The following is a 14,928-nucleotide window of genomic DNA, read 5'->3' as shown; positions in this document are numbered from 1 at the left end:
TTATTACCTCATCATGCCCGATGATCCTTGGCAAAATCCGTAAGGACTTTCAAGAAGTTACGATATTCGGCCATCAGCGCGTCATGATGCATCTGCACATAGTCAAAATGCCCATCCTTGCAGGCAAATTCCATGGCCTTGGCACGGCTCGAAAATTCCACTGCGCCAATAGTCAAGGAAGTACTCTTCAGGGAGTGAACGCAAATTCTATAGGATTCGAAATCGCCATCCTTCAAGGACGCATTCAATTCAGATTCCTTATTGGTCTTCACAAATTCGGTCAGCATTTCGCGATAGAACGTTTCATCATTCATGCAATAGCCTAGACCGATTTCTACATCCACAAAACCCGTTGCAGAAAGATCCACCAGATCCTTGGAAATATTCAAAGCCTTTCCATATCTTGGAGACTTTTCTTCCGGCTGAGTTTTTTCCTTATTTGCAAGAGGCACAGAAACTACAGGAGTCTGATACAGGTCATCCAACGACTTGGGCTCCGCAACAGGCTTAGGCTGGTCAACCATCACGAGAAGGTCAGACGGCAGATAGTCCAGCAAGACACCCAGCAAATCCGCTTCGCGAATCGGCTTTGACAGATAATCAGAGAATCCCGCCTGCAAATACAGATCGCGGGCATGCTTATCGGCATTGGCGGTCAGCATGATTACAGGCGTACTCTCGTTCGGATGTCCAGAAAGGGTATGCATCAGCGAAACCGTTTCCATACCATCCATTACAGGCATCATATGGTCAAGGAATATGACATCGTAATGTTTGCGCTTGATTTTTTCCAGAGCTTCCATTCCGTTGAGTGCAGTATCGATCTGCACCTGCGTATCCTTCAAGAGGCCACTCATCACACGAAGATTCATGGGAACGTCATCAACCACCAGGATATTGGCGTGAGGAGCCCTAAAGCGGTTACGGGAAATATCAACCGTCACTGCCTTGTTGCAACGTTCATTAAAATCACCAATAGGTTCGCTACGCTTCACAATCTGCGGAATCGCCACGATAAACGTAGAACCCTTTCCATATTCACTTTCCACCTGGATGTCGCCACCCATCAAGTCAACAAGACGCTTAGTCAGATTCAAGCCAAGGCCCGTTCCTTCGATATTGCGGTTACGCTTTTCTTCTAGGCGCTGGAACGTCACAAACAACTTGTCGACATCCTCATTGCGAATTCCAATACCAGTATCCTGAACGGCAATCACCAAATTGATGGTACGGAGATCCGGAGAACCCAACTGCGAACCCATATTGTTCCGTTCGTAAGACACTCTCAAGATTACGCTTCCACTGGGAGTATACTTGACCGCATTCGACAACAGGTTATTGATAATCTGACGCACACGGACTTCATCACCCATCAAGCCCGATGGCATGGACTTATCCACTTCTACACGAAGTTCCAACGACTTTTCGTTGGCGCGCATAGACACCATGTTACGGCATTCATTGAGCACAGAGAACAAGTCATATTCAACAGGAACGATTTCCATGCGGCCCGATTCAATTTTGGAAATATCCAGGATGTCGTTAATAATCGAAAGCAGCGTATGGCCCGCACTCTGAATATTTAGGGCATATTCCTTCAAGGTCGGATCCTTGCATTCCTTCAGCAACATTGTATCCATACCCAGAATTCCGTTAATCGGAGTACGAATTTCATGGCTCATGTTAGCCAGGAACTGACTCTTGGCCAGGCTTGCCTTTTCCGCCAGGACCTTCGCTTCTCTCAAGGTCACATTTTCTTCCGCCTTACGTTCCGACACAAATATGAAGCCAAAGCCGATAAGGAACAAGAGCAGCAAAATTCCGAAAACCCAGAAAATCAGGAGGGTAATATCTTCAACACCCTTTGCGGCAACCGATTCGGGAACCATGCCAACAAGAGAAAGACCAGGTTGCTTCAAGTCCGCCATAAAGAAGAAGTAACCCTTTCCGCCCACATCTTCGCGTACGGCTGCGGCAATAGAAACATTCAGAAGTTTTTTCAGCTGAACGCGAATGGGATCAAAGTTTCCGTTCTGCCAAATCGGATTTTCAGAAAGCGGGTTATTGGCCGAACCCACAATCACCTGATCATCGGCATTACGAATCGAAGAATAGCATTCCCCATCATAACAGCGATTGTCGAAATAGCGAAGAACTTCAGACTCGCTATAGATTTTATAAAGGACATAACGAACGTTTCTACCATGGTATATGGGAACGCTAAAAAGGAAGCCCTTGCCCTCGCTATAGCTGACAGCCTCATTCCCTCGAAATGACTGGGCGATGCTTGAAAAATCGGCAGGCGAAACCGTTACTGACGTATCACCCACAATAAGCTTTCCCTTTAGATTCAACACTCCATAGGAAATCCCATTTTCCTTTCGGTAGCTTTCCAGGATTACGGACATTCTTGAACTATCCTTTTCCATTTCCCTAGAAATTCCCGACAGGAATTCAAGCTGGACGCTCACCCGTTCATCCACGAGTTCAGCCATGATGGCAGCCTGCTTTGATACCTGGCTTGAAACATATCCATAAAAAAGGCTATCCAGTCTAAAACGCAGCAAACCGGCCACAAGACACAGGACAGAGGCAAACGCCACCATCCAAAGGATCATCCTCAATCGAATACTAGTCTTCATAAATGACCACCCCCTTCACAAACCAATCCATACTATCACGTAAAATTTGATCGCTGACAATTTCATCCTTGGCACAACGCCTTTTCTTCTTATTGTCATAAATCGGACCGGAAAAAACATCCATCCCACTTTTCATCTGGAGAACAGTCTCGTTCAAGACGTTCTTGACAGAATCACTTACGAGAGAAGAATAAAAAGACAACCCTACGGCATCAGTTTCTATGCCAATCCAATAATTAGACAGACTTTGCTTTTTCTGAAAGTAATCCTGGATGATGGACTTGTAGACAATTTCCCAATTCGTCGAGACAGATGTCAGCACATTAGGCGAATAGGAAGAAGAGTCCAAATTATAACCGATGGACATCACGCCCATCACTTCGGCTTCCTTCAGAACCCAATCCTGATTTTGATGATATGCCACCAGGTCAACGCCTGCACCATTCACCAGACGATTCACATTATCCTTTTCAATATCCTCATCATCCCAGGCACCCGTCCACGAAACAAAAATCTTTGCTTCGGGATTTACCTTGGCAACGCCCAGCGCAAAGGCATTTATTCCACGATTCACTTCATTATTATTCATGGCTGCCACATAGCCAATCTTGTTGTTCTTCGTAGACAGGCCGGCAACAATTCCGGAAAGGAACCTGGCCTGATAAACTCTCGCAAAATAAACCTTGTAATTTTCTTCATCCGACATGGACAGGTAAGAGAAGAACATCACCTTGGGATATTTACGTATAGTTGACAGGACTTCCTGCGGATAATTGTAGCTGCCAAGAATAACCATCTTTGCGCCAGCCTCAACAAGGCTATCAATTGCAGCTGCACAAAGTCCCGAGTTCTCACGAGCATTTTCAACCAGCAAAACTTTTACGCCCAAATTTTCGGCGGCTTCCGCAATACCCTTGTAATGAATGCCGTTCCAGCCCAATTCATTCACGCGGCCGGGCATAATGACTCCTATCACTGATTCAGGAGTCTCCTTTTCGCTACCAAAAGACAAAATCGACGAAATAATGACCGTTGTCAGGATGATGCAGACAAGGGGAATTGTCCATAACAATTTATTCATTCACCACCCCTTTCACATACCAGTCAAAATGTTCAAGCATATCCACATCGGTCATGCTTTCACCATCATTTACGCGAACATCTCCATGGTTATCTTCAATGGGGCCATAAAAGACATCGTAGGCGCCAGATTTCAAACGTTCGAATTCTACGTCAACGATTTTCCTTGCGGAATCCGGAACAAGAGCCGTCATTGGAGCCAGGCCAATAATATCGCTATCAACACCAAGCCAGGCATGATCGCCAACAAACTTGTCCTGCAAGATAGCCATGATCTTGGGAGAGTAATAATTCTCCCAGCGCCATACCGGGGCTGTCATAAACGTTCTCGGGAAACGGTTTCCATTATCCAGGTTATACCCAATCATCCGAATATTCCGATGTTCTGCAATATCGTAAGGGCTCAGGGCATCCACATGGACCGTCAACACGTCTATATTATGCTTATTAATCAAGTCATTAGTCGCATCCGCAGCCAAGGCAGAGTCTTCCCAGGAATGACTCCAACCCACAAAAACCTTCGCTTCGGGGTTCACTTTGGCGACTCCCAGCGCAAAGGCGTTTATTCCACGATTCACTTCAGAAATATCAAATGCAGCCACATAACCAATTTCGTTCGTCTTCGTAGTAAGACCTGCCACGATTCCCGACAAATAACGCATCTGGTAAATTCGTCCAAAGAAAGTAGATACGTTAGATTTATAATCGATACCTGACGCATGTATAAATTTGACTTCAGGATATTTCTCGGCCATCCGCATTACAGTTTTTCCAAACCCGAAGGAATTGGCCACAACAATACGAGCTCCTTTTTTTATGGCAGATTCCATAATGCGTTCCGTCAGGGAATCCTCGGACACATTCTCATAATAGAGCACTTCCAGATTAAGCCTGTCAGCAACTTTCTCCATGGCCTCATAATGAGATTCGCTCCAGCTGTGATCATTTCGCGAGCCGTTCATGATTACGGCCACCTTCGTACGATGGAGAGTCACATTGGTCTCAACTTTCTTATCCTGCATCATCAAAATGCCGATGGCAATGATCATCAGGATACTTCCAAATACAAAGCCTACCATTCTCATTTTGCGTTCAATCCTTCACGAATCTTTCGAAGAACATTGGCATATGAAGCAATCAGTTCAACATGCCTCTTACGCACATAGTCAATCTTACCTTCCTTGCAAGCCATCTCGATCGACTTGGCATCTCGTGACAATTCCTCGGCACCAATTGTGCGGGCAGTACCTCCAAGGGCATGAACCAGAATCTGATAATTCATCCATTCACCAGAATCGTATGCACGTTCCAATTCCTTCCGCTTGTCATCCAGCAGGAATTCAGAAAGCATTTCCCTAAAGAATTCCTCGTCATTAATGCAGTTTTCCAGTCCAAGTTTAACATCCAGGACATCTTCAAAAACAGACAGGCGCTCATTGGGACTTTGAGGAGTAACCATATCCAATTCCAGGTCGCCAACAAGTTCACGCTTTTTCTTCTTTTCAGATTCGCTAGAAGCCACCTGATAGAATCCGTTCACCTTGTCATAAGTGGCCAGTAGAGCCGACGTTTCTTCTTCCAGGTTCTTAGCGGACATCTCTTCATAGGGAGACATATTCAAGTCTTCTCGGGTAAGAACCAAATGCTTGGGCAAATACCACTTCAAGGCACGAAGCAAATCTTCTTCCATAAGCGGCTTAGGAATATAATCGGCAATGCCCACACTCAAATAGGATTCCTTATCTACAGGAACAGGGCCTGCAATCATAATGACCACAGGAGTGTCCTTGCACAAGTTGACAGAGAGGCGCTTCATCCTTTCAAAGGTTTCTCGGCCGTCCATCATAGGCATCATATTGTCAAGCAAAATCAGATCATAATGTCTTACCTGGACCATATCCAGACACTGAGACCCATTTAATGCCGTATCGATTTGAACGCGGGTTTCCTTCAGCAAACCACGAATCACCTTCAGATTCAATTCTGCATCGTCGACCGCCAATATGCGGGCAGCAGGAGCAAACAACATTTCTGAGCCCAGCGATTCCTTTTCAGAACCGTTCTTATAGCGAGTCGCAAAATCGCCCATAGGTTCAACATTCAACACGAGCTGCGGAATCGAAACCATATATGTAGCGCCCTCACCAAAACGGCTCTTCACGATAATTTCGCCACCACACATGGAAATCAGTTTTTTTGTCAGGCTAAGACTAAATCGAGTTCCGGCAGGTTTCGGTTCATTCGTCATCTGGAACAATCCGAGAATGGAATCCGTATTTTCGTCGCGGATTCCCACGCCCGAATCCTTTACCGTAATTTTCAGATTGATGCATTCATCCAGACGTTGTTCACCCTGATTGGGAATCACATCATAACTGATAATCAGACGAACTTCACCTAATTCCGTATACAAGATGGCATTGGTCAGAAGGTTCACAATAATCTGACGGATTCGGTCTTCATCACCCCACAGGCTAGACGGAATATCAGGATCACATTCCAGGGAGAAGTGCAAATTTTTGGCGGTAGCCCTTGGCGAAACCGTATCAAAGCAATCCTTCAGCACCGAATACAATTCATACTGCACAGGATTCAATACAAATTCGCCACTTTCTATTTTCGCGATTTCCTGAACTTCATGAACGACAGACAAAAGTCCTATAGAGGCGACCTGCACGTTTTTAACATAGTCATGAACACTTTCATCACGGGCATCACGAAGGAGAATTCGAGTCATCCCCAGAATTCCGTTCAGAGGCGTCCTAAGTTCCTTGGCTACGGAATCCAGGAAGTCAGACTTTCTACGTACCGATCTGACAACACGGATTCGATTGATCAAGGTGATTGTACAAAGCACTACGATTACAATAAAGATCGAACCAAAGACAACCAGCACCTGCACCAGAATTACACGGGAACGGCCAAAGACCTGGCTCTTTTTAACAAGGGAGACCATGTTCCAACCATTTTGGACAGCCATGGAGAAAACCATATATTTGTCTTTATGGTACACAAATTCAAAGGGCTTTTCACCGGCCAGCAAAATTTCACGAGCAAGCTTTTCTTCATCCATTCCCCATGCTTCAGAAGAAAGACAATCAAAGCCCTGGCGAATTTCACCGGAACTGGCTATAACAAGGCCATCCCTATCCATAACCATCCAGATATCGCCAACCTTTTCTTTTCTGGAGGCGATGAAACGGGACAAGCTCGCCAAGGGCAAAGTAAATGCGACCACATTTTTTTCGTCCAACAGGCTCTTACTAAAGGAGATTACAGGCTTTGCGGAATTAGTGCTGGTAAACGGTTTTCCAACGACAACACGACCATGAGTACGCACAGCATCCTTATACCAGGGTCTACGCAACGGCATATACTCATCGCCAGGAAGCCAGTCTCCATCGTGAACAAACTCTCCATTCACAACTCCAAACACATTGCCTGATAGGGAATCCGTCTGCTTAGAAGCCCTTTTCATTTCCAGGGCCATAAATTCCTGGATTTTTTCGACAGGTTCGCCGGAGGCAATCAGATGATCAACAATCATCGCGGCCGACTCTAGCGCAAAACTTGCCCTATACAGAAAGTCATTCAAGGCCTCGGCATTCTGACGGTGCTTGAAATCAGCAAGAAGAACGGCATCCCGCTCATTCTGTCTCAAAAAATTTTTCGAAACGAACATTGCACATAGAGCGACGCAGCCCAAAAACAACATCATCACAATGATGTAGTATGCAACATAACGCCCTTCTCTTGCACCGTTTCTAGATGTCATAAACCAAGAGCCTCATTGATCTTCTTTATCACCACCTGATAGTTCTTCATCATCGAGCCGTGATTACATTTCACGAAGGCAACATCTCCAGAAGAGCAAGCCATTTCCAGAGCCTTGGCCTCTTCCGACAATTTCTTTGCACCGATGGTAAGAGAAGTGCTCTTCAGGGCGTGCACAACAATCCTGTAATTCTTCCAGTCTGCCGCAACGAAAAACTTTTCCAGTTCTTCGCTCTTGTTTCCGGCAAGATATTCCTGCAGCATTTCGATGTAGAAACTTTCGTCGTTCATACACAGTTCAAGGCCGGACTGGGCATCAAGTTCGCGAAGAGTACAAATCTTTTCGTAAGTAGACTTCTTTTCCTTTAAGTCGGAAGCGCTGGAGCTTTCAGCAGAGGAATCACCATCTACTCTTTTTTCGTTTCCATCAGAATGATTCAGGTATTTCCTAATCAGGAATAGCAGTTCCTGCTCACGAACGGGCTTTGACAGATAGTCGCTAAACCCTTCCTTAAGGTAATATTCCCTGGCACCGATAATCGCATTGGCGGTAAGCATCACTACCGGGACTTTTTCATTCTTATTTCCCGGAAGACTCCGCATCAGACGCATGGTTTCCACGCCATCCATTTCCGGCATCATGTGATCCAGGAAAATCATGTCGTAATTATTCTTTTGGACCATCTCCAGGGCCTGACGACCACTCAAGACGGCATCCACCTGCATGCCAGTATCCTTAAGCAAGCCCTCCACAACCTTCAGGTTCATCTTGACATCATCAACCACAAGAATGCGCTTGCCGGCCGCTTCCAGATGAACCTTGGGCAGTTCCTGCTTTGATGCCAGGGAACGATACTTCTCGGAGAAGTTACCCATCTTATCAGGATTCTTTACAACCTGAGGAATGCTGACAAAGAACGTGGAGCCCGAGCCATACTCACTGATGACGTGAATTTCGCCATCCATCATATCAACAAGCTTGCGAGAAAGATTCAAACCGAGCCCGGTACCTTCCACATTGCGATTCTTCATTTCGTCAATGCGCTGGAACATCTGGAAGAGTTTGCTCTGGTCTTCACACTTGATTCCCTTACCCGAATCGCTTACCGCGATTTTCAACAGGATCTTGGAGCCAACTTCCAAGGTATCACAATCCAACGGTTCAAAACCAACCGTAAGCTTTACAAATCCCTGTTCGGTGTATTTCACTGCGTTAGAAAGCAGGTTGTTTATAATCTGACGAATTCTAACTTCATCACCCAAAAGTCCGACCGGGAGATTTTCATCCACATCCAGACGGAAGTTCAAGTTCTTGTCTTCGGCCTTCGTCACAACCATGTTATAGCAGTCATTCAAAACCGAGAACAACTCATAGTTGTTCAGCAAAATTTCCATTTTTCCGGATTCAATCTTTGAAATATCAAGGATAGAGTTGATAATCGAAAGCAGAGTATGGCTTGCACTCTGAATGTTCAGCGCATACTCCTTTAAATTATCATCATTACATTCCTTCAACAGCATGGTGTTCATACCCAGAATACCGTTGATAGGAGTGCGAATTTCGTGACTCATGTTCGCCAGGAATTCAGACTTGGCGCGGCTCGCCACCTTCAAGTCTTCCATGGTTTCGCGAAGTTTCTTTTCCTGGTCTAGTAGCAAACGGTTCTGCTTTCTGTAGGCGTAATCCTGGTACTTAAAGATGGTTCCGAAAATTGCAGACACAATGGCCAGCGAGATGACCATATTCCTGATTCTAAAATCGGCAGGCATTTCTGCAAGCAGACCAGGATGTACGTCAAAGTAAAAGATACAGGCACTGAGCGACACCAGCCCCACCACATACACGATATAGCTGAGCGCACCACGCAACGTAAGGAAGGCAAAAATAAGTCCCAGCACGAACCACAGAATCGTACCGCTCTCAAGACCACCCAAATTCTGATAAATCAACGGAAAGAAAATAACGTTTGCGCCACCAGTCACCACAACACCAGCAAGCTGAGGATGCTTCTTTACCGACAGCACAAGTCCAACGCAAACAACCGCAAGAAGAGCAAGAATAATAAGCCCGTACTTATCCCTTTCGAAAAAAAGCACGAACATCGAAATGACAAAGCCACCCACCAGAACAGCCCAGAGGATCAGATTCAGAAGACGAGTCTGAATCTCGATTTTTTCATCGAAAAAAATCTGCCTGAACTGTTGCAACCGAGACTTAGAATTCTCCATAAAAACCCTCATCGCGCATTTCGTAATCAGCGTCTTCCCAAATCATTTCCAGCATCAAGTCTGCAATCTGCGGATCGAATTGTAGGCCGCGTCCCCTCTCGATTTCAGCACGGACCACCGCCTGAGGAAGCGCACTACGGTAGCTACGACGGGAAGTCATGGCATCATAGGCATCTGCGACAGCAATGATTCTTGCAATTTCAGGAATAGCATCACCCTTCAATCCGTCGGGATACCCCGTGCCATCATAACGTTCATGATGCCAGTGGGCGCCAATTTCCATATTGGGCATTTCAGAAATATTCTTCAGGATTTCCGCACCAATGGAAGGATGGGCCTTGATGACACCATACTCAGAATCAGTCAACCGACTGGTCTTGTTGATAATGGCATCGGGGATGCCGATCTTGCCGATATCATGAAGCATGGCAATAAAGTAAATCTCTTCCAGTTCAGAAGGAGTTTTACCCATACGTCTCCCAAGTTCACGGGAATACTTGGCCACGCGTCTTGAATGACCATTGGTATACTTATCCTTGGCGTCAATGGTACTGGCAAGAGTCGTAACCACCTGCAATGACAAGTTGGCCACCTTGCGACGACTATCGCTCAATTCCGCAGTACGCTTTTCCACTTCTTCCTGAAGGGAATCCTGCAAGCGCTTCAAATCGAGAATTCGGTTCAGTCGGTGCAACAGCACGTCCGCCACGAAAGGTTTCTGGATGTAGTCCAGGGCGCCAGCCTTGAACACCTGAATTTCGGTTTCACGATCGTTGTCCGCAGTCAAAAAGACAACCGGAAGTTTGTCACCGTCCGGCAGCAAACGGATCTGCTCCAGCAACTGGAAACCGTTCATTTCCGGCATATGCAAATCCAGCAGGGCCAGGGCAGGAGTAGAAGTCTTCAGATACTCAAGGGCAGCCTTACCCGAAGACACGCAAGACACATCGTAATAGCTCCCCAGCATACGCTGAGCAAAACGAAGGTTCATGTTGTCATCATCAACCACAAGAATGCACTGCCTAGAAGTTTCGCGGAAAACCTTGGAAATCTGTTCTACCAGGCTAACAGGCAAAATGGGCTTCTGTATAAAATCCAGGGCACCCAACGACTGGGCAATCCTCTTTCGTTCACCATCGATGGTACCCGTAAGAAAAACGACCTTTGTACTTCTAATCTTTTCTTCGGCCCTAATAAGCCTCAACGTATCCAGGCCATTCAGTCCCGGCATTTCAACATCAAGGAGAACAAGGTCCACCTGAGACCGACGCAATACATCGAGGCAAGATTCCCCTGAATTGGCTGTCAAGACCTCAAAGGAAAATCCTTTCAGGATCTGTTCAGTCATCTTCATGGATAGATGATCGTCGTCTACAACCAGGATTTTTTTCCCTCGCCCTTCCATATCGGCTCCTTCTACAGTCTTCCTTAACCTCAAACATCCATACAAGCAAAATATAAGATTTATGAATTATATTTTTGGGTTATGAATTTTAATGAAAACAAGTTGAGCAACCTTTTAGACGAAGCAAAGGCCCAGAGCATATTCAACAAGGCCGTCGCCGGGTTCATCCTCCCAGACGGGACAAGAAAAATCCTTCACTTGGGCACTCCGGAAGACACCGTTTTCGACATTGCAAGCCTGACCAAGGTATGCCCCACTTCAACGCTAGCGCTTTGCCACATTCTCGAAGGGCGGCTATCCCCCGAGACCAAGGTCATCGACTATATTCCGGAATTAAGGACAAACTATCGTGAAGAAATCCGGATATTCCACCTCTTGACCCACAGCCTGGATTACAGGGCCCCCATGAAAACCTTGCGGGAACTTCCGGCCGAAAAAATCCTGGAAGCCCTCTACAATTACCAGTTCCAGGCTCCACCGGGCGCAGACTTCAACTACGGCAATCCGGCAAGCGTCCTTCTGGGCATTATCCTGAGCCGCCTTACAGGTATGGATTTACAGCAACAGGGACGTCTAACCTTTTTTGATCCGTTAAAAATGAACCGCAGTGGCTGGGATCCGCTTACAAGGGACTTCAACAGAATTCCCAAGGAAGAAATCGCCCCTACAGAAATCTGCGCATTCAGGAACCGCGAAATCCAGGGAGAAATCCACGATGAAAGCGCCTGGGTATTGCGACAGCTCTTCCCTGTAGGGAGCGCCGGCATGTTCAGCTGCGTACCGGACCTGCTGAAGTTCGTCCAGATGGTTCTTAACGACGGCACCGACCCCGTCAGCGGCGAGCGGATCGCCCCGGCAGGCCTGCTGGAACTGGTCAGCACCAACGCCTTCGACACAGAAGGCCACCACACAAGCGCAGGTCCTGTCAACGCCTGTACCGCCCTAGGCTGGGAACTGAACTCTCCCAAGTTCATGGGAACGAAATGCTCTCCACGCACCTTCGGAAAGACGGGCTTTACAGGAGCAAGCATCGTCGCCGACCCCCACAAGGGTGCTGCCGTGGTCCTCCTCAGCAACTTCACCTATCCCCATCGCGAAGCCAACGCAGACCGCATCCACGCTTTCCGTGCCGCCCTGGCCGACGCCTTCTTCGAAGACATCGGCTAGCCGCCCCACAAGCCGCAGACAACCTCCATAGGTACAGCAAAAGCCCCGCAAGTCCTACCGGACCTACGGGGCTTTTTTCAATCTCTAGAGAAAGACCGCACTAAAGGCAATTACTTGCTGGCATTGCGCTTCATCATCTCGCGGCGCTGTTCTTCAGCCAACAGGCGAGCCATTTCAAGACGGCTATCTTCCTTTTCCTTCTTCTTGGTCTCTTCCTTACAGTTTACGCACTTGGTAGCAGTAGGAACAGCCATCAGACGGGCCTTGGGAATCAGCTGGCCACAAACCTTACAGATGCCGAACGTACCCTTCTTAATACGCTTCAGGGCTTCTTCCAGGTACACCAGGTACTTGCCTTCGCGGGCAGCCAATTCGAAGTTTGTTTCGAGAGCGTTGTAGTCGGTAGCAAGGTCTGCACTATTGGATTCGCCACCGTCACCAGCCTGGACCTGGCTCTTGAAAGTCTCCGCCTTTTCGGACTCGCTCTGTGCGGTCACGATTTCGCGGCGTTTTTCAATCAGCATATCTTCAAAGAACTTGAGATCAGCGTCGCTCATTTTTACAGGTTTCTTTTCAGCCATGGTAAACTCCTTGGTTGTGAATTACTCTATCAATAGAGTGATAAATAACTTTTTTTTTACAAAATAGTTTGTTTCTACTAAAAAAAATTAGAAAATGTCCACATTAAGCTTGACACCGTTCTTTTTTATATCGGAAAGCAGGGCATCTATGTCAACTGTCAGCTTTTCTATGCTCTTGCCGAATGCGCCATCCTGATCTAAAATCAGACCAGCCGTGTTGTCATCCTTGGACAATTTTATCAAAAGGTTAGCGCTCTGGTCCTTCATGTCCTTCAACTTAAGAAGCAAGGCGTCTACTCGGCCCAGCAGTTCCTCCACCTGGCCTACCTTGGAGCCACCCTGCACCACAACGCCGTCAAGCGCCTCCTTCACCTTGTTCAAGTCTTCATCCAGCTTGTCGAAGATGGCTTCCGCATCGGACTTCCAGGCCTTGACGTCCTTCTCGGCCACACTGATTACGTTCTTGCCCTTCTTGATAACCCTTTCGGTCCTCTTGCCGATGTCACCCTGAAAAACGGAATCCACGAACATGCGCAGGGCGTCCTTGATTTCAGCGACGTCATCCAGCATTCCCACCAGTTTGAGGCCCACACCCGACGTACCCTCATCATAGTGCCCCTTCAAGGTATCACCATCATGGATCAGGCGGGAATCATCCCCGGTTAGAACGCACATTTCACGTTCGCCCATCAAGCCAGAGTTAATCAACCTGAACTCGGAATTGACAGGAATCTTGGTGGTTGCATAGACCCGCGCCGTCACAAACACAGCATCCTCGGTCAACTCCACCTTGGTAATCTCGCCGGCACCGATACCGCGAACCTTCACCGGGTTCCCCGGCGACAGCGTACCGATAGCATCGTAACGCACCACGAAAGAGTAACGGGCATGGTAGGGGCTAGACGGGTGATAGTAATACCAGGCGCCAGCACATGCCAGCACCAGTATCACGAACACGATGGAGGGAATGATGTTTTCCCTGACAAGCCTCACGAATCTATTCATAGTATGACCAGTTCTCCGGGTCAAAATCTAGCAAATCCTCAACGTATTCGCCCTTGGCCTTGGCCTTGATCTTTTGCATGAGGGCTTCGTTAAAGTCTTCCGCCACATTGTGCCCGTTCATCTTCATCAAGGTGTTCATGGCAATGACTTCGGAAATCACCGTCAGGTTCTTGCCAGGCGCCACCGGAATGACGATCTTCGGGATGTTCACGCCCATGATGGTTTCCTGCTGCTCGTTGAGGCCAGTACGGTCATAACCGCCTTCCTGGCGCCACTGCTGCAATTCCACGATGGTTTCGATCTTCTTGGTCTTACGGATTGCGTGAATACCGAACATAGACTTGATATCCAGAATGCCAACACCGCGGATTTCCATATGATGCTTGATCAGGGGATCCGGTCGGCCGATAATGGAACGGCCCACATGACTGATATGGACTACGTCATCGGCAACCATGCGGTGACCGCTTTCTACCAGGTCCAGCACGCATTCAGACTTACCTACGTTACTGTCCCCCACGAACAGCATACCGATACCGTACACGTCCACAAGGCTTCCGTGAATCACGGCGTGAGGTGCAAAAAATTCTTCAAGAATACGCTGAGACAGCTTGATGAATTCGTAGGTATGGAGCGTCGTAGAGAACAGAGGTATTCCCAGGCGTTCACACATGGCCTTCAGTTCCGGATGAGGCATCTGGGCATGCGTCACCACCCACATGGGAGCCTTGAAATCCTTCAGGCCTTCAAAAACCTTGGCACGACCTTCAGAACCGATTGATTCCAGATAGTTCCATTCAGTATGTCCAACGACCTGAATCTGCTGGGAACTATAAACCGCCGTGTAGCCTGCCATGGCGAGGCCGGGTCTGTGAATACCACTTTCCGCAATGGGAGCGTCCATAAAACTTTCGGCAGTGTGGCAGGCCATCTGCAGGTCCTTGCCGTACCGACAAAAAAAGTCCCGCACCAGGAAGCGTTCCCGATGCAGGATCTTGATATCTTTCAGTCTTGATTCAGCCATAGACTAAAATTATACAATTTT

Annotated in this window: 10 protein-coding genes; 1 reads left to right on the top strand and 9 read right to left on the bottom strand. The window is 47.4% G+C overall.

The features are described 5' to 3' along the window. Positions 1–11: 11 nt before the first annotated feature. From B7992_RS09220 to B7992_RS09195, 6 genes are read right to left on the bottom strand one after another with little or no spacing between them, the layout of a single operon-like run. Positions 12–2,642 (bottom strand): ATP-binding protein, encoded by a 2,631-nt coding sequence (locus B7992_RS09220; protein ID WP_088666108.1) that lies wholly within the window; start codon positions 2,640–2,642, stop codon positions 12–14. Beyond that, on the bottom strand, positions 2,632–3,723 hold the full coding sequence (locus tag B7992_RS09215; protein WP_073286990.1) for a BMP family ABC transporter substrate-binding protein: 1,092 nt from the start codon (positions 3,721–3,723) through the stop codon (positions 2,632–2,634). Before B7992_RS09215 ends, B7992_RS09220 begins: the two co-directional genes overlap by 11 nt. Continuing rightward, positions 3,716–4,801, bottom strand: coding sequence for a BMP family ABC transporter substrate-binding protein (locus B7992_RS09210; protein ID WP_073161182.1), 1,086 nt, complete (start codon positions 4,799–4,801; stop codon positions 3,716–3,718). Before B7992_RS09210 ends, B7992_RS09215 begins: the two co-directional genes overlap by 8 nt. A 2-nt stretch (positions 4,802–4,803) precedes the next feature. Continuing rightward, positions 4,804–7,497, bottom strand: coding sequence for a response regulator (locus tag B7992_RS09205; RefSeq protein ID WP_088666107.1), 2,694 nt, complete (start codon positions 7,495–7,497; stop codon positions 4,804–4,806). Continuing rightward, the gene (locus B7992_RS09200) at positions 7,494–9,725 is read right to left on the bottom strand and encodes a response regulator (protein WP_073237473.1); all 2,232 of its coding nucleotides are present in this window, start codon (positions 9,723–9,725) and stop codon (positions 7,494–7,496) included. The genes B7992_RS09205 and B7992_RS09200 overlap by 4 nt, the downstream gene beginning before the upstream one ends. Then, on the bottom strand, positions 9,712–11,163 hold the full coding sequence (locus B7992_RS09195; RefSeq protein ID WP_141100423.1) for a response regulator: 1,452 nt from the start codon (positions 11,161–11,163) through the stop codon (positions 9,712–9,714). Before B7992_RS09195 ends, B7992_RS09200 begins: the two co-directional genes overlap by 14 nt. A gap of 48 nt (positions 11,164–11,211) precedes the next feature. On the opposite strand from B7992_RS09195, the gene B7992_RS09190 reads away from it, so the two are divergent. After that, positions 11,212–12,297: a serine hydrolase gene (locus B7992_RS09190; protein WP_088666105.1), complete on the top strand. Its 1,086-nt coding sequence runs from the start codon at positions 11,212–11,214 to the stop codon at positions 12,295–12,297. Positions 12,298–12,407: 110 nt separating this feature from the next. Here B7992_RS09190 and B7992_RS09185 read toward each other — a convergent pair whose 3' ends face one another. From B7992_RS09185 to hprK, 3 genes are all read right to left on the bottom strand, one after another. After that, positions 12,408–12,878: a TraR/DksA C4-type zinc finger protein gene (locus tag B7992_RS09185; RefSeq protein ID WP_073161186.1), complete on the bottom strand. Its 471-nt coding sequence runs from the start codon at positions 12,876–12,878 to the stop codon at positions 12,408–12,410. 87 nt (positions 12,879–12,965) lie between these two features. Continuing rightward, entirely contained in the window at positions 12,966–13,883 is a 918-nt protein-coding gene (locus B7992_RS09180; RefSeq protein WP_073161187.1) for an MlaD family protein, read from the bottom strand. Continuing rightward, positions 13,876–14,907 carry an HPr(Ser) kinase/phosphatase gene (hprK, locus tag B7992_RS09175; RefSeq protein ID WP_073161188.1) on the bottom strand — a complete coding sequence of 344 codons (1,032 nt, stop codon included), beginning with the start codon at positions 14,905–14,907 and terminating at the stop codon, positions 13,876–13,878. The genes B7992_RS09180 and hprK overlap by 8 nt, the downstream gene beginning before the upstream one ends. Between the last annotated feature and the right edge of the window lie 21 nt (positions 14,908–14,928).

Source organism: Fibrobacter sp. UWH1 (assembly GCF_002210365.1).
Classification (GTDB): Bacteria; Fibrobacterota; Fibrobacteria; order Fibrobacterales; family Fibrobacteraceae; genus Fibrobacter.
This window is presented reverse-complemented; position numbering and strand designations above follow the sequence as displayed.

What these genes read in the sequence shown, in the direction of transcription:
- B7992_RS09210 (WP_073161182.1), bottom strand. Translation starts at nt 4,801, where the DNA reads ATGGTAGGCTTTGTATTTGGAAGTATCCTGATGATCATTGCCATCGGC.
- B7992_RS09200 (WP_073237473.1), bottom strand. Translation starts at nt 9,725, where the DNA reads ATGGAGAATTCTAAGTCTCGGTTGCAACAGTTCAGGCAGATTTTTTTC.
- hprK (WP_073161188.1), bottom strand. Translation starts at nt 14,907, where the DNA reads ATGGCTGAATCAAGACTGAAAGATATCAAGATCCTGCATCGGGAACGC.
- B7992_RS09180 (WP_073161187.1), bottom strand. Translation starts at nt 13,883, where the DNA reads ATGAATAGATTCGTGAGGCTTGTCAGGGAAAACATCATTCCCTCCATC.
- B7992_RS09205 (WP_088666107.1), bottom strand. Translation starts at nt 7,497, where the DNA reads ATGACATCTAGAAACGGTGCAAGAGAAGGGCGTTATGTTGCATACTAC.
- B7992_RS09215 (WP_073286990.1), bottom strand. Translation starts at nt 3,723, where the DNA reads ATGAATAAATTGTTATGGACAATTCCCCTTGTCTGCATCATCCTGACA.
- B7992_RS09185 (WP_073161186.1), bottom strand. Translation starts at nt 12,878, where the DNA reads ATGGCTGAAAAGAAACCTGTAAAAATGAGCGACGCTGATCTCAAGTTC.
- B7992_RS09220 (WP_088666108.1), bottom strand. Translation starts at nt 2,642, where the DNA reads ATGAAGACTAGTATTCGATTGAGGATGATCCTTTGGATGGTGGCGTTT.
- B7992_RS09190 (WP_088666105.1), top strand. Translation starts at nt 11,212, where the DNA reads ATGAATTTTAATGAAAACAAGTTGAGCAACCTTTTAGACGAAGCAAAG.